This is a genomic window from Actimicrobium antarcticum (genome assembly GCF_039536745.1).
GTDB classification, from domain to species: Bacteria; Pseudomonadota; Gammaproteobacteria; order Burkholderiales; family Burkholderiaceae_D; genus Actimicrobium; species Actimicrobium antarcticum.
Window position 1 is genome coordinate 313,409 of record NZ_BAAAZE010000007.1, and the last position, 18,613, is coordinate 332,021.

15 protein-coding genes are annotated in these 18,613 nt (G+C 56.2%); 4 read left to right on the forward strand and 11 right to left on the reverse strand.

Annotated elements, in window-relative coordinates; translation table 11 throughout:
- Positions 1–35: 35 nt before the first annotated feature.
- Positions 36–560, reverse strand: coding sequence for a GspH/FimT family pseudopilin (locus ABD720_RS07725; RefSeq protein WP_344762684.1), 525 nt, complete (start codon positions 558–560; stop codon positions 36–38).
- 562 nt (positions 561–1,122) lie between these two features.
- On the opposite strand from ABD720_RS07725, the gene leuA reads away from it, so the two are divergent.
- The gene (gene leuA, locus ABD720_RS07730) at positions 1,123–2,826 is read left to right on the forward strand and encodes a 2-isopropylmalate synthase (protein WP_344762686.1); all 1,704 of its coding nucleotides are present in this window, start codon (positions 1,123–1,125) and stop codon (positions 2,824–2,826) included.
- Between the two features lie 98 nt (positions 2,827–2,924).
- On the opposite strand, the gene clpB is transcribed toward leuA, so the two are convergent.
- The 9 genes from clpB to kbl all read right to left on the reverse strand — a co-directional run bounded on the left by clpB (position 2,925) and on the right by kbl (position 12,350).
- Entirely contained in the window at positions 2,925–5,534 is a 2,610-nt protein-coding gene (gene clpB / locus ABD720_RS07735) for an ATP-dependent chaperone ClpB (protein WP_344762687.1), read from the reverse strand.
- A 99-nt stretch (positions 5,535–5,633) separates the two neighbouring features.
- Positions 5,634–6,008: a fluoride efflux transporter CrcB gene (gene crcB, locus ABD720_RS07740; RefSeq protein ID WP_344762708.1), complete on the reverse strand. Its 375-nt coding sequence runs from the start codon at positions 6,006–6,008 to the stop codon at positions 5,634–5,636.
- Positions 6,005–6,463 (reverse strand): molybdenum cofactor biosynthesis protein MoaE, encoded by a 459-nt coding sequence (locus ABD720_RS07745; protein ID WP_344762688.1) that lies wholly within the window; start codon positions 6,461–6,463, stop codon positions 6,005–6,007. Before ABD720_RS07745 ends, crcB begins: the two co-directional genes overlap by 4 nt.
- A gap of 6 nt (positions 6,464–6,469) precedes the next feature.
- Positions 6,470–7,102 carry a LysE family translocator gene (locus ABD720_RS07750; RefSeq protein WP_344762689.1) on the reverse strand — a complete coding sequence of 211 codons (633 nt, stop codon included), beginning with the start codon at positions 7,100–7,102 and terminating at the stop codon, positions 6,470–6,472.
- Positions 7,103–7,127: 25 nt separating this feature from the next.
- Positions 7,128–7,385 (reverse strand): molybdopterin converting factor subunit 1, encoded by a 258-nt coding sequence (gene moaD / locus ABD720_RS07755; protein ID WP_344762690.1) that lies wholly within the window; start codon positions 7,383–7,385, stop codon positions 7,128–7,130.
- A gap of 11 nt (positions 7,386–7,396) precedes the next feature.
- On the reverse strand, positions 7,397–8,632 hold the full coding sequence (locus tag ABD720_RS07760) for a molybdopterin molybdotransferase MoeA (RefSeq protein ID WP_344762691.1): 1,236 nt from the start codon (positions 8,630–8,632) through the stop codon (positions 7,397–7,399).
- Positions 8,629–10,089 (reverse strand): threonine synthase, encoded by a 1,461-nt coding sequence (thrC, locus tag ABD720_RS07765; RefSeq protein ID WP_344762692.1) that lies wholly within the window; start codon positions 10,087–10,089, stop codon positions 8,629–8,631. Before thrC ends, ABD720_RS07760 begins: the two co-directional genes overlap by 4 nt.
- 72 nt (positions 10,090–10,161) lie before the next feature.
- On the reverse strand, positions 10,162–11,133 hold the full coding sequence (locus tag ABD720_RS07770; RefSeq protein ID WP_344762693.1) for an NAD-dependent epimerase/dehydratase family protein: 972 nt from the start codon (positions 11,131–11,133) through the stop codon (positions 10,162–10,164).
- Complete coding sequence (gene kbl / locus ABD720_RS07775; protein ID WP_344762694.1) at positions 11,133–12,350, reverse strand: glycine C-acetyltransferase; 1,218 nt, start codon at positions 12,348–12,350, stop codon at positions 11,133–11,135. The genes ABD720_RS07770 and kbl overlap by 1 nt, the downstream gene beginning before the upstream one ends.
- A 141-nt stretch (positions 12,351–12,491) precedes the next feature.
- Between kbl and ABD720_RS07780 the strand changes: the two genes are divergently transcribed.
- The 3 genes from ABD720_RS07780 (at position 12,492) to hemP (ending at position 14,591) form a co-directional block, all read left to right on the forward strand.
- Positions 12,492–13,067 (forward strand): helix-turn-helix domain-containing protein, encoded by a 576-nt coding sequence (locus tag ABD720_RS07780; protein ID WP_344762695.1) that lies wholly within the window; start codon positions 12,492–12,494, stop codon positions 13,065–13,067.
- A gap of 352 nt (positions 13,068–13,419) precedes the next feature.
- Positions 13,420–14,166 (forward strand): hypothetical protein, encoded by a 747-nt coding sequence (locus ABD720_RS07785; RefSeq protein WP_344762696.1) that lies wholly within the window; start codon positions 13,420–13,422, stop codon positions 14,164–14,166.
- Between the two features lie 239 nt (positions 14,167–14,405).
- Positions 14,406–14,591: a hemin uptake protein HemP gene (gene hemP, locus ABD720_RS07790; protein WP_344762697.1), complete on the forward strand. Its 186-nt coding sequence runs from the start codon at positions 14,406–14,408 to the stop codon at positions 14,589–14,591.
- 155 nt (positions 14,592–14,746) lie between these two features.
- Here hemP and ABD720_RS07795 read toward each other — a convergent pair whose 3' ends face one another.
- Positions 14,747–17,185: a polysaccharide deacetylase family protein gene (locus tag ABD720_RS07795; protein ID WP_344762698.1), complete on the reverse strand. Its 2,439-nt coding sequence runs from the start codon at positions 17,183–17,185 to the stop codon at positions 14,747–14,749.
- Positions 17,186–18,613: the final 1,428 nt, after the last annotated feature.

Genomic DNA, 18,613 nt, shown 5'->3' on the forward strand with positions numbered 1-18,613 from the left:
GTTGCCATATCTTGAGGAATGAGATGTGTGCATGGTCATGGACAAGTGGCGATGGCCATGTTGGGACGACCGGTTGCTTCCACCGTAATCAGGCGACCGACATTGCCGGACCGCGAGTCACAGAGCTTGAAAGTGGCAACACCATTTGTCTGACCGGATGAATAGAACTGCAGCCATCCTGCAGCCGGTCCGGTGATGGTGATCAACGCGGCAGATGGGTCCGCTGAAAAAACAAGCGGCTCTGCATTGGATCGGACTCTGTTGGCATCGACATCGGCAAATACGATCTTGTTTTTGGTCCAGTCATTACCGCAGGCAGCCTTGTCTGCACTGGCACACAGCAGTGCCGTGGCATTGATGCGCGATGCTTCGCTACGGGCGGTCTGTATCGCTGCAAGGAATTTCTGGGCTTCGGCGGTCAGCCTGGAATCCTGGATGAATGACTGCAGCGAAGGTGCGGCCATTCCCATCAAAATGGCAACGATGGACATCGTCACGAGCATCTCCACCAGAGTGAATCCGGTGGCAATTGAGCGCGCAGAAGGAGTGGTGTCGACCATGGCGTAAAAATTACTCTATAGAAATATCTCTTGAGAGCAGCTTATTACGCGCGCACTTCTTTTGTAAATATGGTTTTTAAATTAAATCGACTTTAAGTAACAGTGGCGTTGTTGTTTGACAGGTGCTGTGCAGCAGCTCCGGGACCGTATCGGCCGCATCGTCGGGAATGCAGGTATCTGCACGAATTCGCCTTGACATCCGCCCGCTTCATGCATTACTTTCAGGGCATGCCTGCCCCCTATATCCTGCATCACCTTCCCCTGCTGACGATGTCATCGTCACTGCTGCTGCGCGTCAAGCGCACATAAAAATACCCCCTTCCTGTTCAATGTTGCATCTTCCGGCCTGGCACCGGAGGGCAGCTTTGGTCGCGCCTCTTTTTGCCTCCCTTTTTCGGAGAACGCTGATGACACACCCGATGACACCCTATTTACGATGTGCGCCAAGCACATCACGACTAAGCAACGGTTGCCGGGCCTCGACTTCGTGGCAGCCCGTCAGCCATCCTGCATCGAGAGCCACCAGCCATTTCTGTCATCGCATCTCATGGAGTACCGCATCATGTTGAAGAACCCTGCAAGTCGCTATCGCCCGTTCGCCCCCGTCGCCCTCACTGACCGTACCTGGCCCTCGAAGACCATCACCACGCCACCGATCTGGATGTCGACCGACCTGCGCGACGGCAATCAGGCGCTGTTCGAGCCGATGAATGTCGAACGCAAATTGCGCATGTTCCAGACGCTGGTCGAGATCGGTTTCAAGGAAATCGAAGTCGCTTTTCCGGCCGCCTCCGAAACCGATTTCGGCTTTGTGCGGACACTGATCGAACAAGATCTGATTCCGCACGATGTCACCATCGAAGTGCTCACACCCGCGCGCGACGAACTCATCGAACGCTCGATGGAAGCGCTGCGCGGTGCACGTCGCGCCATCGTTCATCTGTATAACGCGACCTCGCCGAACTTTCGCCAGATCGTCTTTGGACTCGACCGGGCCGGCGTCAAGGACATCGCCATCAAAGGCGCGCGCACCATCAAGCGCCTGGCCGCCCTGCAGCCCGACACAGACTGGGTGTTCCAGTACAGCCCCGAAACCTTCACCGGCACCGAACTGGACTTCGCCAAGGAAGTCTGCGATGCGGTAACCGAGGTCTGGGACGCCACACCCGAGCGTAAAGTCATCATCAATTTGCCCGCCACCGTGGAACTGGCATCGCCGAACATCTATGCCGACCAGGTTGAATGGATGAGCCGCAACCTCGCGCGCCGCGATGCGATCATTCTCAGTTTGCATCCGCACAACGACCGTGGCACCGCGGTTGCCGCCGCCGAACTGGGCGTGATGGCCGGTGCCGATCGGGTTGAAGGCTGCCTGTTTGGCAATGGTGAGCGTACCGGCAACGTGGATCTGGTCACGCTGGCGCTGAATCTGTATTCGCAGGGCGTGCATCCCGGGCTGGATTTCTCGAACATCAATGAGGTTGCCCGCACCGTCGAACATTGCACCCAGTTGCCGATCCATCCGCGCCATCCGTATGTGGGTGATCTGGTCTTCACCGCGTTCTCCGGCTCGCATCAGGATGCGATCAAAAAAGGCATGGCCGTGCAGGCTGCGGACACACTCTGGGAAGTGCCGTATCTCCCACTCGATCCGGCCGACCTGGGCCGTACCTACGACTCGATCATCCGCGTCAACAGCCAGTCCGGCAAAGGCGGTATCGCGTTCCTGCTGGAAACCGAATACGGCATGGTGATGCCACGCCGCTTGCAGGTCGAGTTCAGCACAGCGGTGCAATCGCTGACCGATGCGACCGGTGGCGAAGTCGTCGCAGCCGATATCTGGTCCTTGTTTTCGACAGAATATTTCGCCACAAAAGAACCGGTGACGTATATCGGCCATCGCCTGTTCGAGCACGGCCAGTTGCAAGGCATGCATCTCAGCGTCAGCCTGTTCGGACGTCAGGTCACTTTGAGTGGCGAGGGCAATGGCCCGATCGATGCCCTGCTGCATGCGCTGCGCGTGCAGGCAAAGTTGCACAGCTATGAAGAGCGGGCGATGGGTCAGGGCGCCGATGCGACGGCGGTAACGTTTGCGGAAGTGGTCACCGACAATGTGCCGGGCACCGTGTTCGGCGTCGGCATGCATGCCAATATCGTGACCGCATCAGTGCTGGCCGTCATCAGCGGGCTCAACCGGATTTATGCGAAGTTGCCCGCGGATGACAAGGCAGCATTCTTCCGGCAGGAGGAACAGGTCAGCGTGTAACCACCAGCGGTGCACCCATAAAAAATGGGCACGATGCAGATCGCGCCCATTTTTTTATCGCTGACAAGAACGGCAGCAACCATCTCCGGCAGTGCGTATTACACCTCGGCCACGCCTTTCCCGAACGTCAAATCCCCATGATCCACATCAATCAGGATCAAATCCTTCGGCCCGTATTTGCCTTCCAGAATTTGCTTCGACAGCGGATTTTCGATCTGCTGCTGGATTGCCCGTTTCAGTGGACGAGCGCCATAGACCGGATCGAAACCGGCTTCGGCAATCTTCTGCAATGCCGCTTCGGTGATCTCCAGACGCATGTCCATCTTGCCCAGGCGCTGTTCCAGGATCTTGAGCTGGATGCGTGCGATTGCGCCGATATGCTTTTCATCGAGGGCATGGAAGACCACGATTTCATCGATCCGATTGATGAACTCTGGCCGGAAATGCTGTCGCACTTCTGCCATCACGGCCATCTTGACCAAGGCCGGCTCGCTCTCTTCCATTGCCTGGATCTTGTGCGAGCCAAGGTTCGAGGTCATCACGATGACGGTGTTCTTGAAGTCGACGGTGCGCCCTTGGCCGTCGGTCATGCGGCCATCGTCGAGCACCTGCAGGAGCACATTGAAGACATCCGGATGGGCCTTTTCGATTTCATCGAGCAGGATCACGCTGTATGGCCGGCGCCGCACGGCCTCGGTCAGATAACCACCTTCGTCGTATCCGACATAGCCTGGCGGCGCACCGATCAGGCGGGCCACCGAATGCTTTTCCATGAATTCTGACATGTCGATGCGGATCATGGATTCTTCGGTATCGAACAAAAAGCCGGCCAACGCCTTGCACAACTCCGTCTTGCCGACACCGGTGGGCCCGAGAAACATGAATGAGCCGTACGGCCGGTTCGGATCCGACAGTCCGGCCCGCGAACGGCGGATCGCGTCCGACACGGCCACGATCGCTTCATGCTGGCCGATCACGCGCTGGTGCAGAAACTCTTCCATGTGCACCAGCTTGTCACGCTCCCCCTGCATCATTTTCGAGACCGGGATGCCGGTGGCGCGCGAGACGATTTCAGCGATTTCCTCGGCACCGACCTGGGTGCGCAACAGCTTTGGTTTGCCGCTACCGCTGGTGTTGCTGGTTTGTTCATCCTGGCGCGACTGCGCTTCCAGCGCTTTTTCGAGTTCGGGCAGTTTGCCGTATTGCAGCTCGGAGACGGTTTGCCAGTCGCTCTTGCGCGTGGCTTCTTCCATCTGCAGACGGACCTGTTCGATCTCTTCCTTGATGTGCTGACTGCCTTGCACGGCCGCTTTTTCGGCGCGCCAGATTTCTTCGAGGTCGGCGTACTCGCGCTCGCCCCGCAGGATTTCTTCTTCGATCAGCGACAACCGACGTTGCGATGCTTCGTCTTTTTCTTTTCTGATCGCTTCGCGTTCGATTTTTAATTGAATCGTGCGGCGATCCAGTTTGTCCATCACTTCAGGGCGCGAATCGATTTCGATCTTGATCTTGGCGGCGGCTTCATCGATCAGGTCGATCGCCTTGTCGGGCAGGAAGCGGTCGGTAATGTAGCGATGCGACAGTTCGGCTGCCGCGACGATGGCCGGGTCGGTGATGTCGACACCATGATGGACTTCGTAGCGTTCCTGCAAGCCGCGCAGGATGGCGATGGTGGCTTCGACGGTCGGCTCGGCGACCAGAATTTTCTGGAAACGACGCTCCAGTGCGGCGTCTTTTTCGATGTACTTGCGATACTCGTCCAGCGTGGTCGCACCGACGCAATGCAATTCGCCGCGTGCCAGCGCCGGCTTGAGCATGTTGCCTGCATCCATGGCGCCATCGGCCTTGCCGGCACCAACCATGGTGTGCAATTCATCGATAAAGACGATGGTCTGGCCTTCATCCTTGGCCAGGTCTTTGAGCACGGCTTTCAGACGCTCTTCGAATTCGCCGCGGTATTTGGCACCAGCGACCAGCGCGGCCATGTCGAGTGACAGGACGCGTTTGGATTTCAGGCTGTCCGGGACTTCACCATTGACAATGCGCTGCGCCAATCCTTCGACGATGGCGGTCTTGCCGACCCCCGGTTCGCCAATCAGGACCGGATTGTTCTTGGTGCGACGTTGCAAAACTTGAATGGCGCGACGGATTTCATCGTCACGGCCAATGACCGGATCGAGCTTGCCGAGGCGTGCCCGTTCGGTCAGGTCAATCGTGTATTTGGCCAGCGCTTCCCGTTGCCCTTCCGAGTCGGCGGAGTTGACTTGCGCTCCGCCACTGACGGCGTCGATGGCCGCTTCCAGCGCTTTGCGGGTCAAGCCATTTTCACGTGCTGCCTTGCCGGCTTCGGACTTGTCATCGGTCAAACCGAGCAGGATCATTTCGCTGGCGATGAACTGGTCGCCGCGCTTCTGGGCTTCCTTGTCGGCCACATTGAGCAAGGCGCCGAGTTCGCGCCCGACCTGTACTTCGCCACCGGTACCGGAGACTTTGGGCAAGCGCTCCATCGCTGATTTGAGTGCTGCGGTCAGGCCGCCCAGATTGGCGCCAGCACGCTGCAACAGCGAACGCGCACCGCCGTCATCCTGGTTGAGCAGTGCCACCAGCAAGTGGGCCGGTTCGATGTAGGGATTGTCGTTACCAACGGCCAGGCTTTGCGCATCGGACAGCGCTTCCTGCAGTTTGGTGGTGAGTTTGTCGAGACGCATTGTGGACTCCGCAGAAGATTCGATCTTCCACATATTGGGCGTGGCCGTGACTTTTCAAGCCATTGCTGGCTATTCCTACCACGAGTCGCGGTTTCTTGCTTACGCCGTCAGTGCGCGCCAACTTGCATAGCCCGCGATGCAGCAACCGATCGAACCGACCAGATGCACTGCCGAATGAGTGAAGACCCACAGGTACTGTCCGCGCTGCAGCAGCAGCATGGCCTCGGCTGAAAAGGTCGAGAACGTCGTCAGCCCGCCGAGAAATCCGGTGATCAGAAACAAGCGCCATTCGATCGGCAACGAAGTGTTGGCCTGGAAAAACGCCACCGCCATGCCGATCAGGAAACCGCCGCCAAGGTTGGCCGCCAGAGTGCCGAATTGCACCGGATTTTGTGCAGCGTTGAGCCAGATCCCGAGTCCCCAGCGTAGCCAGGCACCCAGCGCGGCGCCCAGGCCGACGGCCAGCCAGGTCATGGCCTGGCGGCCCATTTGTCGAGTGCCATGTCGTCGACCACGCGTGCATCGACCCAGCGCGCGCCGTCCGGCGTCTGTTCCTTTTTCCAGAACGGCGCCTGGGTCTTCAGATAATCCATGATGAATTCGCAGGCGGCAAAGGCTTCGCCGCGATGGGCTGCGGCCACGGCCACCAGCACGATCTGGTCGGTCGGCAACAGCGGGCCGATCCGGTGGATCACCAGCGCGTCCGCAATCGGCCAGCGTGCCTGCGCCTGCACGAGGATGGCGTCGATCGATTTTTCGGTCATGCCGGGGTAATGTTCCAGCTCCATCTGACTCACCGGTGAACCGTCATTGATATCGCGCACGGTGCCGACGAAGCTGACAATCGCACCGACTTGCGGACTGCCGGCGCGCAGCTGTGCGAGCTCGGTCGTCATGTCGAAATCATGTTGCTGGATACGGATCATCATACTGTGTCAGCTCCGGTTGACGGTGGCAAGCAACGCACCAGCGCCGATGAATGCCGCGCCAGTGACCCGATTGAACCGACGCGCCCGGCCTGGTGCACGCAACCAAGGTGCGATCCGTGCGGCGCAATGGGCATACGTCATCAGGCCGAATAATTCGCAGCAGACGAAGGTGGCACCGAGGATCAGGAATTGCGGGAGTCGCGGCAAATCAGGATTCAGGAATTGCGGGAAAAATGCCGTGAAAAACAGCAGCGCCTTGGGGTTGCTGGCACCGACCAGAAAGCCCTGGAGATACAGGCCGAGTGACGATTTTGTCGCCGGCTGACCGGTGCCGGTGGTGAACTCGAAACTCGATTGGCGCGAGCGAAATGTCTTCAGGCCGAGCCAGATCAGGTACACCACGCCGAACCATTTGATGGCAGTGAATACGGATTCGGATGTCGCCAGTGCCGCGCCCAGCCCGACCGCCGAGATCGTCATCACGATGCACACCGCCGTGAGACTGCCGAGTGCACTGATGAGGGCACGCCGTACGCCAAACTGAACGGCATTCGTCACGCACATCAGCACGGCGGGTCCGGGTGTTGCGACCAGCACGCAGACCGCCGCAAAATAGAGCAACCAGGCCTGGATCGTCATCGCATTACTCGTATCAGGAACATCATCACCCCCCCGTTACCGGTGGAAAAAAAGCGACCTCACAGCCATCCGACAGTGCGGTTGTGGCATCCGACATGGTCTGGTCGACCGCCATGCGCAACGCACGCTGTTCGGCCAGCGCCTCGGCCCACACGCTGCCACGTTCACGCAGGAATTGCCGCAGATCGCCTACGGTGCGCACCTGTTCCGGCACCTCCAGCGATTCGCGCCCGGTCCCCAGCAGCTCACGCACACTGGCAAAAAAACGTAGTTCGATCTGCATGCGTGCCGCCATCAATTCAACAATTCGGTAAAGGGGATGAAGCGCACGATGTCGCCCGGCGCGATGGCTTGTCCGGCCGGATTATCGATCAGGCCATCGCCCCAGACGGTCGAGGTCAGCACGCCAGAACCCTGGTTCGGAAACAGGGCGACGGAGCCATCCGCGTTTATCCGCGCGCGCAGGAATTCGTTGCGCCGGTCCGGCTTGGGCCAGGTGAAACCGGCACGCAGTGCATACGCCTGCGGTGTCACGCTGTTGACGCCCTGCAGCCGCAAGATGAACGGCCGCACAAACAACAGGAAGGTGACAAAGCTCGATACCGGGTTGCCCGGCAAGCCAAGGAAAAACGCTTTGCCCTGGTTTTGTGCAGCCCGATCGACCTCGCCGAAAGCCAGCGGCTTGCCCGGCTTGACGGCGATCTGCCACATCGTGAGCCGGCCTTCGGATTCGACCGCCGGCTTGATGTGGTCTTCTTCGCCGACCGACACGCCGCCGGATGTGATGATCAGGTCATGTTCCTGTGCGGCGCGACGCAAGGTGTCGCGGGTGGCGACGAGCGTGTCGGGCACGATGCCGTAGTCGGTGATCTCGCAACCGAGGTTTTCCAGCAGGCCGCGCAGGGTGAAGCGGTTCGAGTTGTAGATCGCGCCGGGTTTGAGCACCTCGCCCGGCATGGCCAGTTCATCGCCGGTAAAAAATACCGCGACCTTGACCTTGCGCACGACTGGCAATGTGGCCAGCCCCACCGAGGCGGCCAGTCCGAGTTCCTGGGCGCGCAACCGGGTGCCGGCCGGCAGGATGTCGTCGCCGGCACGGATGTCTTCACCACGCCGGCGTATCCATTCACCCGACGCAGGCGCATGCGCGACGATGACGTCGTCGCCATCGGCAGTGCATTGTTCCTGCATGACGACTGCATCGGCACCGTCCGGGATCAACGCACCGGTAAAAATGCGCGCTGCGGTTCCCGGCAATAAAGGCTGACCGACGTGACCGGCAGGAATGCGCTGTGCCACGCGCAACCGCGCCGCGCCGTCGCTGCAATCCGCCGAGCGCACGGCATAGCCATCCATTTGCGTGTTATCCATCGGCGGCACATCGAGTTGCGATGATTGCGCCAGCGCCAGCACACGTCCGTTGGCCGACAGCGTCGGTACGATTTCGTGTTCGGTCAGAGGCTGTGCCGCCGCCAGCAGCAAGGCGAGCGCATCGGCAACCGGCAGCATCGGCGGTCGAGGCGCTGTCATAAACCGGTCTGCGCCACGATGAACGCTTTGACCTGACTGACGTCGGCATCCATGATGTCAAACCGCTGCGGCAGGTTTTCGATGCCGTCGAAACCTGCCGGGCGCACGGCATCGGCGCCGAGTGCTTCGCGGATGGTTTCGTTGAATTTGGCGGGCAAGGCGGTTTCCAGCACGATCATGGGTACTCCTGGTTTGGCATATTCGCGCGCGACTTTTATCCCATCAGCGGTGTGGGTATCGATGGTCAGGCCGTAGCGGGCATGCAGGTCGCGGATCGTGGCCAGGCGATCTTCGTGACGTGAACAGCCCGATGCAAAACCGAACTGCGCGATTTTCCGGAATTCATCACCGTCGCTTCCCGGTGCGCCGGACAGGTCGAACCCGCCATCGGTCTCGACCTTGGCAAACAGCGCTTTGACGCGCGGGGCATCCCTGTCCAGCAAATCAAAAACGAAGCGCTCGAAGTTCGACGCCTTGCTGATGTCCATGCTGGGGCTGGTGGTGTGATAGGTCTCGGCTGATTTGCGGACACGGTAGATGCCGGTACGAAAAAATTCGTCGAGCACGTTGTTTTCATTGGTGGCGGCGATCAGCTGGTCGATCGGCAAGCCCATCATGCGGGCAATGTGGCCGGCGCAGATATTGCCGAAATTGCCGGAAGGAACAGTGAACGAGACCTTCTGATCATTGCTGGTGGTGGCATCCAGATAGCCACGGAAGTAGTAGACGACCTGCGCTACCACGCGTGCCCAGTTGATCGAATTGACGGTACCGATCTTGTAGCGAGACTTGAAATCGAGATCGTTCGAGACCGCCTTGACCATGTCCTGGCAATCGTCGAACACACCCTTGATCGCGATATTGAAAATATTCTCGTCTTGCAGGCTGAACATTTGCGCGGTCTGGAATGCACTCATTTTCAGGTGCGGCGACAGCATGAAGACGCGAATGCCACGCTTGCCGCGCATGGCGTATTCGGCAGCACTACCGGTGTCGCCGGAGGTCGCACCAAAAATATTCAGTTCGGCATGCTGCTTGTCGAGCGTGTATTCGAACAGGTTGCCGAGCATCTGCATCGCCATGTCCTTGAAGGCCAGCGTCGGGCCATTCGACAGCGCCTGCAGCAACAGCGTCTTGTCGCCGTCCTGTTCGATGACGTGCAGCGGGGTGATGCGTTCAGCCGATTCGCCGGCGCGGGTGTTGCGGTAGACCTCGGCCCGGTAGGTCTTGTCGGTCAGTGCTTTCAGGTCGATTGCCGGAATATCCGTGGCGAATTTTTTCAGAATTTCCAGTGCCAGGTCGGCGTAGGACAGACCGCGCCAGAGGTCGAGTTCGGCACCGGATACTTGCGGATACTCTGCCGGCAAATACAGCCCGCCATCGGGCGCCAGGCCACCCAGCAGAATGTCGGAAAAAGTTGGTTGCGCGGCGTGGCCGCGGGTCGAGACATAGCGCATAGAAGTGAAGGAGCAGGCGTCGTTGAATTGGCTGCCATTATAGCCGCCGCGCCTGCTGCCCTGCCCGCTTTGTCAGGCGGCGTGACTGAGTTCGCGCGGCGTGACTTTTACGTTATGCAACATGTCGTCGACCATGTGCTCCAGACCGATGCGTGGTTGCCAGCCCCAGTCGGCCCTGGCCTGCGCATCATCGAGACTGTGCGGCCAGGTGTCGGCAATGCCTTGACGCGCGTCGGGAGCGTACTCGATACGAAATGCAGGCCGCTGTGTGCGAATGGCTGCCGCCAGTTGCGCCGGATTGAAACTCAGACCGGCGACGTTGTACGAAGAACGCACCTTGACTTGCCCGGCTGGTGCATCCATCAGGGCGATGGTGGCGCGAATGGCATCGGACATGTAAATCATCGGCAGTGTGGTGTCCGGACCGAGGTAGCACGGATAGGCTTCGCCGCGCAACGCGGCATGAAAAATCGCAATCGCGTAATCGGTCGTACCACCACCCGGGGGCGACTTGTAGCTGATGATGCCCGGATAGCGGATGCTGCGGACATCGACGCCATACTTGCTGAAGTAGTACTCGCACAAACGCTCGCCAGCCAGCTTGCTGATGCCATAGATCGTGGTTGGATCCATCACTGTGAATTGGGGGGTGTTGACTTGCGGCGTGTGCGGGCCAAATGCGGCGATCGAGGATGGCCAGAAGACCCGCAATGGCTTTCCGGCCTGCGTGCGCTCACGGGCTATTTCAAGGATGTTCAGCAAGCCATCCATGTTCAGCGTCCAGGCCTTCAGTGGCGCCTGCTCGCCGGTGACCGATAGCAGGGCGGCCAGTTGGTAGACCTGCGTGACGTTGTAATGATCGATCAAGGTCGCCACCAGCTTGCGGTCGAGTACGTCAATGGCTTCGTAACGGTCCGCGCCGAACAGGTTGCGCGGACCGAGGTCAGCGGCAATCACATTGTCAGAACCATGCTGTTGCGCGAGTGCCGCGACCAGTTCGCTACCGATCTGGCCATTCGCGCCAATTACCAGGATGCGTTCCATCATGCGACTCCGGTGGTGTCGAGCAAACCCAGTTCGCGACCAGCCTGAGCAAATGCCGCAAGTGCCTGATCGAGCTGTGCCGTCGTGTGTGCCGCCGATAACTGCACCCGTACCCGCGCCTGCCCCATCGGCACCACCGGATAAAAGAAACCGGTCACCAGCACGCCCAGCTCGTACAGCCGCGCCGCAAAACGTTGCGCCACGGGTGCGTCGAACAGCATCACCGGAACGACAGGATGGGTGCCCGGCTTGATCGTAAAACCCAGCGCAGCAATCGCGCTGCGGAAGTACGCCGTGTTCGCATGCAGGCGGTCACGCAGTGCGGTGGACGATGCAAGTTGCTCCAGCACGGCCAGCGATGCGCCTGCAATCGCAGGTGCCAGGCTGTTCGAAAACAGGTACGGACGGGATTTCTGGCGCAACGTGTCGATGACTTCCTTGCGTGCGGCAGTGAATCCACCCATTGCACCGCCGAGCGCTTTGCCCAGCGTGCCGGTGATGATATCGACGCGTCCCATGACGTGATGATGTTCGTGCGTACCGCGTCCGGTAGCCCCCATGAAACCGGAGGCGTGGCATTCATCGATCATGACCAGCGCGCCATACTTGTCAGCGAGGTCGCAAATTTTATCGAGCCGGGCGATCGTGCCATCCATAGAAAACACGCCATCGGTGGCGATGATTACGTGGCGCTTGCCCGCTGCGGCCTGCAACTGCGCTTCGAGATCGGCCATGTCGTTATGCTGGTAGCGCAGGCGTGCCGCCTTGCACAGGCGGATGCCGTCGATGATCGAGGCGTGGTTGAGAGCATCGGAAATGATGGCGTCGTTCTCGTCGAACAGCGGTTCGAACAAGCCACCGTTAGCGTCGAACGCCGCCGCGTAGAGAATGGTGTCATCCATGCCGAGGAAGTCAGACAGGGCTTTTTCGAGTTGTTTGTGGACGGTCTGCGTGCCGCAAATGAACCTGACCGACGACAGGCCATAGCCATATCGCTCGGTGGCGTCGATCGCTGCGCGAACCATGGATTCCTCGCCGGACAAACCAAGATAATTGTTAGCGCAAAGATTGATCAGGGTGCGACCATCGTCGCAAACGACTTCGGCGCCCTGGCGCGAAGCGAGTACACGTTCGTTCTTGTACAAGCCTGCGGTTTTGAGCCGCTCCAGCTCCCGGTCCAGTCCAACAAAAAAATTCTGCTTGCTATTGATATCCATGGCGCCCTCGACAGTTGGTAGAATCGGAGTCGATCAGATGACATCGAACCGGTTCATCAGTTTTCTTAAATTCCATTATGTAGAACTTAATTTCAATATAGTGGATAGTAGACACCCTTCCCCCAATTTGCAAGCGCGCTTATGAAAATTCCTGTCGTCCCCGCAACCCCACCTGAAGTTGGGGCCACCTTGCAGCGCATGCGGCTTGAACGTGGACTGACTCTGGAAGACCTGTCGCGTGCGGCTGGCGTATCAAAATCCATGCTGTCGCAGATCGAACGTGAAAAGGCAAATCCCACGATTGCCGTTGCCTGGCGTCTGGCGAATGCGCTGGGTGTCACTATCGCCGAACTGCTGTCGTCGGAGACGCGTCCGGTCGAACAAATCAGTATTCTGGAACCACATGAAACGCCGACACTGTCGGGCGACCATGCAGGTTATGTCCTGCGCATCCTTGGTCCGATGTCGCTCGCCGGCAAATATGAATGGTATGAATTGACGCTGGTAGCTGGTGGTGCGTTAGTGTCAAATCCGCATGATCCAGGAACCACCGAACACCTGACCATGCTGCATGGAACTGTCGACATCGAAGTTGACGGCCTGAAAAAGAAACTGAAGATGGGCGGTACTGCGCGCTATGACGCGGACAAACCGCATGCCATACGCAATTCCGGCAAGACCGAGGCGAAGGCGTTGCTGGTGGTGATACATCGCTAATACAGGCAACGTCATCACCAGTCACCAGCGATTTTTTCAGCGGCGTTTCGAGAACATCACTCACACTTTTTTGCATCTTGGCTGGAACTGAATTAGTGCTCCCGGTACAGAAGTATCTCAATCCTCTTCTTGAACGGACCATGCCATGCAACATCGTACTTCGCCATCAGTCTCACCGCGCCACGCAGCAAGAACGTCACCTGACTTCGCTAGCACGCCACAACGAACCAATTTGGCTAGTGTCGAATTACTAAGCCCGAGCAGGGGGACGGGCGAATCTACACCGCCTGGTTCACCGCAAAGGGGCAGAATTCCACAAAATCTACAACACGCATACGGTCAGGCTACCCCTTTGCAGACACCCGTTGCATCGGCGCAAGCTGGAACATCAAGAGCGATCATCAGACCCCATCGTGATTTTCTTGAAAACACAATGGGGCGATCAGATCTCGCGGATCTGGCAGACCTCTTTGCTGCAGAGACTCAACAATGGGCGTTCATCGGTAGCGTGGCAATGCAGATCCACGGTCACGATTTGAATTCGGAAACGGCGAAAAATTGGCAGCCAGGTGATGCCGATGTCCTTACCAATGAAAACGGCCTGCTCAGTATTTGTGAGAAGCCAGTTGCCTCAGCGAATCCTGACGAACCGGCGAAGTCTCGCGGTACTACATTTAAATTTACTGAGACATTGAACGTTGATGTCGTCGCCGCATCCAGAACCGACAACAGGTTTCGCGGCCTCGAAACCGATACGGTGTACATAAAATCAACACCTGTGTTGTCGATTGCAGCGTTAATCCGCTTAAAAGAATCAGCGTTACGGTTTGCGCAATCAAATAATGCCTCGGACGCAGTCAAAAGAGGCGAGGATAATCTCAAGGTTTTGAATAAACTTAAAGAACTTTCCGATGCGCGTACGTCGAAAGCATCACCCGGAAATGTGCAGGCGCAATCAGAAACGCCGTCTGGTTCGGATGCCGCGTTATTGTCATCGCCCACCACAGATAATTTGTCTGCTGACCGACCTTCCGCCAGGAAAGGCCGCCGACTGAACTTTTCCTGTTTTTCCGCCCAAAAATCTCCTGGCAGCGACTAATGCTGATGAGGTCGAGTTGGGCCAATTAATTAGCATCTCTCGGGTGGGTTAGCCGGATAAAATTACTTCCAATCAAGACACTAACCTGCATTGAAAAAATCCGGCCGACAGCCCCACGACAGTAGCAACGTGAGCGCAGACAACGAACAATCGATGCAAGGAAAAAAAGCCTTGCAATCCGTGCTAAGTCGATCGATACTCCAAATGCGATAAGTTCTCATTTGAAAAGGGAGTACATCATGGATCTTCAAAAAACCCAGTCTGATCAGGACGCACCGGTTACAGCAACCGCACAAAGTCTTGCACCAACTCGTTATCAAAGCAACGACCTCTTCCAGCAAGAGCGTGAAATTGAAATTGAGCATCACGGACGTATTTACAGGATGCGCGTCACTCACTTGAACAAGTTAATTCTGACTGCCTGAAGCAATCAGACGCGGTGCTTCCAATAAAGCCCGTTAGCGACGTCAACACGACTTGTTTGTCGACGTTCTGCCAATGAGACTGTTCTCATTACTAAAAACGACGCGCTAGAGGGAATCTATAGCGCGCCGTAAAAATGTAGTCATAAAACAATCTGTCAAATCGGGTTGGCAGAGAAACTGAGTGTTTTACCACCGCTGGCAACCACCAACCAGCTATCACCGCCATCAGATACCGTTGCTGTACCAGCGGTGACCAATGGTTTCGCGAATCCGGTCTTGGGAAAAATCCAGCTCATCCTCGCCAGATTTGTCGGATGAGTCGCCGTGTATTGCCGAACACCGGTAGCAGAGACCGTTTCGTTCCAGCCGACCTTGCTGCGCGCATTCATGAAATTATCAATGTCAGCAATGGTGTACCAGGCGAACTTGCCAGCCTGCTTTTGTGTCTTGGCATACGCCAGCATGTTCAAGACAACATCTGACCATTCCGCAGCGCCATTCGGATGCATGTAAATCAACCGGTTTGTCCGATTTTGAACGCTGAAATCGATCATTTGCTTGTACCAATCGATTACATTTTGTTTTGGTATGTTGTATTCAATAAATTCTTCAAACGTTGCATACAATCCGAGCGGCATCACAGGATTGATCCACAATTTCGGATTCTTGAACACACCGTCGCTATAGTTGCGCGTTGGCCCCATGCCGGTATGACCAAGGTAATACGTACCAACGACGCCATTCTGCTCAAGCCAGTTCATGGCCCATGATGGCGTATTTCCCTGCGGCGCTGCATACTCGATCGTAGGGCGTCCTATCGCAGCTTCGACGGCGTTCTTGTTCAAGTCGAGATACTGCTGGAATGTGGCTTGATTGCTTTCGGAGGCGTTTTCGCCGAAGTAATCATGAATCCAGCCACCGTGGTTGCCGATCCGATGTCCCTGTGACTGGAGATTACGCAACATCGTTTGCGCTGCAGTATTGAGAGGCAAATTCCATCCCAGACGATCGCCGAAAGCAATTGTGTCAGGACCAGCAGTGATGTGGATTGAAAATGGACCATTGGTAAAAACACCTTGCCGGGTCAACTGCGCCATATCCGTTGTGAAGTTGGAGCAGAGATGCCAGTTCAGTGTCAGACCGGCACGGGCATTCGGCATTGTCGACAATCGCGGTAATTTCAACATGTCGTTAGCAAAGTAATGCAGAAATCCATGCATCAGCATCCCGTCTGCGCCACCTTTCAAATAGGTCAACGGCGCATTGACGAATAGTACTTTGCCGCTACCTACCGGATTTATGCCTGCAACCAGGCCGAATTGCGGTGAGTTTGCGAGTTGTGTTCCGGCGAACGTTCCACGCGTGACAAAAGTAGGATAAGTCAGCGCTCCGTAAACATACCCGCTGACGGCATGCACACTGTCTGTTGCAGCAGTAGTTACTGCCGCAAATGACAAGGGTCTGGCTACACCAATTCCAGAAGTGGTTGTAGTGAGCGGTGTCGTGTCGTTAACCACCGGTAATTTCTTTGCGGTATTAAACTTAAGTGGCGGTGCCACTGCTGTCTTGGTGGGAGCGGGACCATTCAGTGATCTCAGCGCCGTAGACGGCACTGTTGGCGTGGTGGTTTTTGAAGCAACCGGACCCGTTGCCGTACGTACAAGGGTATGCTTGTCGATCGGATCTGCCTTGAACTGCTGTGCATGATCGTAACCGAGTACACCACCAGGATTGCTTGGCCCAACAGGCAGGTACAGTGCTTCATTGGGAGCAAGGTTCGCACTTTTAAGCGAACCTGTTTCGGTGGCGATGACCTTGGCGGAGGTCGTACTAATTTGCGGCGCAACTGCCGCCTTGGCGGCACTAATCGCAGGGCTGGTAGCGCTGCTGGCAAACAGCATCGACTTTCCAGGTGGAACCTGAATCTGCCTGAGGTTGCTTTCCAAACCAGTAATTGGCCCGAGACCGGTAGTTCGGTCACGCAATTCGTCGTAGAGCAAGTAGTCGACACCTGCCAGAGTACTAAACCGGGATTTAGGTATTGCATACGCTCCATCAGAAGTCAGCGCTCCAAAATCATAGACCAGCATCGCCTGACCGCCACCCGTTACATAATTTTGTATTGCCGTGACGAGTGTCTCTGGCGCTGTGACATGAAATCCATCTGGCAAAATCAAACCCCGGTAGGCATTTGCACCGGATCCGAGCGCAAGAAACTGTGTATCGGTTAACGTTTCTATTCGAAGGCCCTCTTCCCGGGCAGCATCCAGCCAGGCAGTCACACCGGGATTTGTTATCGCCAACCCATCCGGCAATAACAACGCAATCGTACCGGGGCTAGGTATTCCAGACATCAGGGCCAAGCTAGTAATGTTTGTGACAGGCGCCACGGTAGTTTGTGCGTTGACGAGCACGAGCGGCATGAAGGTCGCCGCTATCAGTACACCACCGCTAAAGAACTTTTTTTTATTCGACTTAAGCTTGGTCTGTCCCAACTTTTTTACATTATCGGGAACGTTGACGAGCCATTCACTTATCCGGCTTATCAACATGCAGCATCTTCCTGATGCCACTTTTGATGAAATATCGTCCATGCTTTCCCCCAAAAAAATAGATGAGCGGTTTTACTACCCGCTCATCTAATTTAATGAGGCCATTTACAAGGAGTTTGCGATTCCACATAACACTCTTGAATGCAGAAAAAAGAGTAATAATTTTAATGACAACGGAGACATTTTTTACCTGGCGATCATATTTTCATCACTACTTTTTGTATCGAAGCGTGTTCGGATGCGCTGAAAAAACCACAGCGAACGCCCGCATGCTGCTGAAGTGAGGGGGAAGCGAAAGATTGCGACTGACAATGCCCGCCGACCACGGATGCAGGTGTGTACCACAGACTGGAAATTGACTGATTCCTGCCAATCCGTTCTATTTATGTCATAGCCTCGGTCATATAGAGAGCGATAAGCGCAGGATCAGATTTCCGGTGTCGCACCTCACCATAGATATCCAGATTCAAAAGAAAGAATTTGCGCAAGCGGTATGACGGCATTCAGCAAGGAACCCGGCACCCGGCGATAACAGTAGCTCGGGCGAAAAACGAAACGACGGCGTGTGGAGTTGATGCAGCACAAATATCGTCCCAGATACAATAGTTAAGCACGTAGAGACGCTCATAAAATTTGTTGAACATGAATGTTAGCGTTACGGCATCCGGCGCGAATGTCTCCAAGTTTTAAATCGTTGGCTTCGACCAAGTAAATTGCCTTGCCATAGTTCAAACTTAATCGTCGTTGGAGAAAGCAAGCAATGCATCCAGTATTTACAGAGACATTCGGAGGTCTGTCGAAGTCCTACTACTTCCGGCAGTTTTTTTCGGGTTACTACTTCTAGCCGTTGTCATGTTTATATCATCCAGGGGTTCGCAGGGCGTGTCACCATGGATGGTTTTTTTGCGACGATCAACACCTTGCTATACCCATATTCCCGTACGTGTACGAAAGCATCGTCGACTTTATAACGGGAAACAATATGTTCTTCGTCAATGTGGTTCTACTGATGACCGTGAAATTGATGACGATGATACTTTGCTGGGTCGGTGCCGTCTTCATTGCGCCAATCGGTTTGGTATTCCTATATTTTCAACAAAGCAAAAACAGTGGGTAGAACATGTTGCAGTGCTAAAGAGCTCCTTCGTTACACAGACACAAGGTTAGTGGCGAGAAAAAATTGATGACATGCCGGATTAGATTGCGACGTCCACTGCAAAGATGCGATTCAACTCCGGTTTGCAACGCCATCGATTTGCACAGACGCCAAGTCACAGATTGAACCATCTTGATCGACGCCGGGTTTGTGGTGCTTAATTCAGGAAGTTAACGTTTAACGCGCGTAAACGCAAACCGCCCCGACAGCGAACTGTCGGGGCGGATTGGTTGCTACATATAACTGAGCCTGACGATGACCTACTTTCACACGTGTTGACGCACTATCATCGGCGCAACGTCGTTTCACGGTCC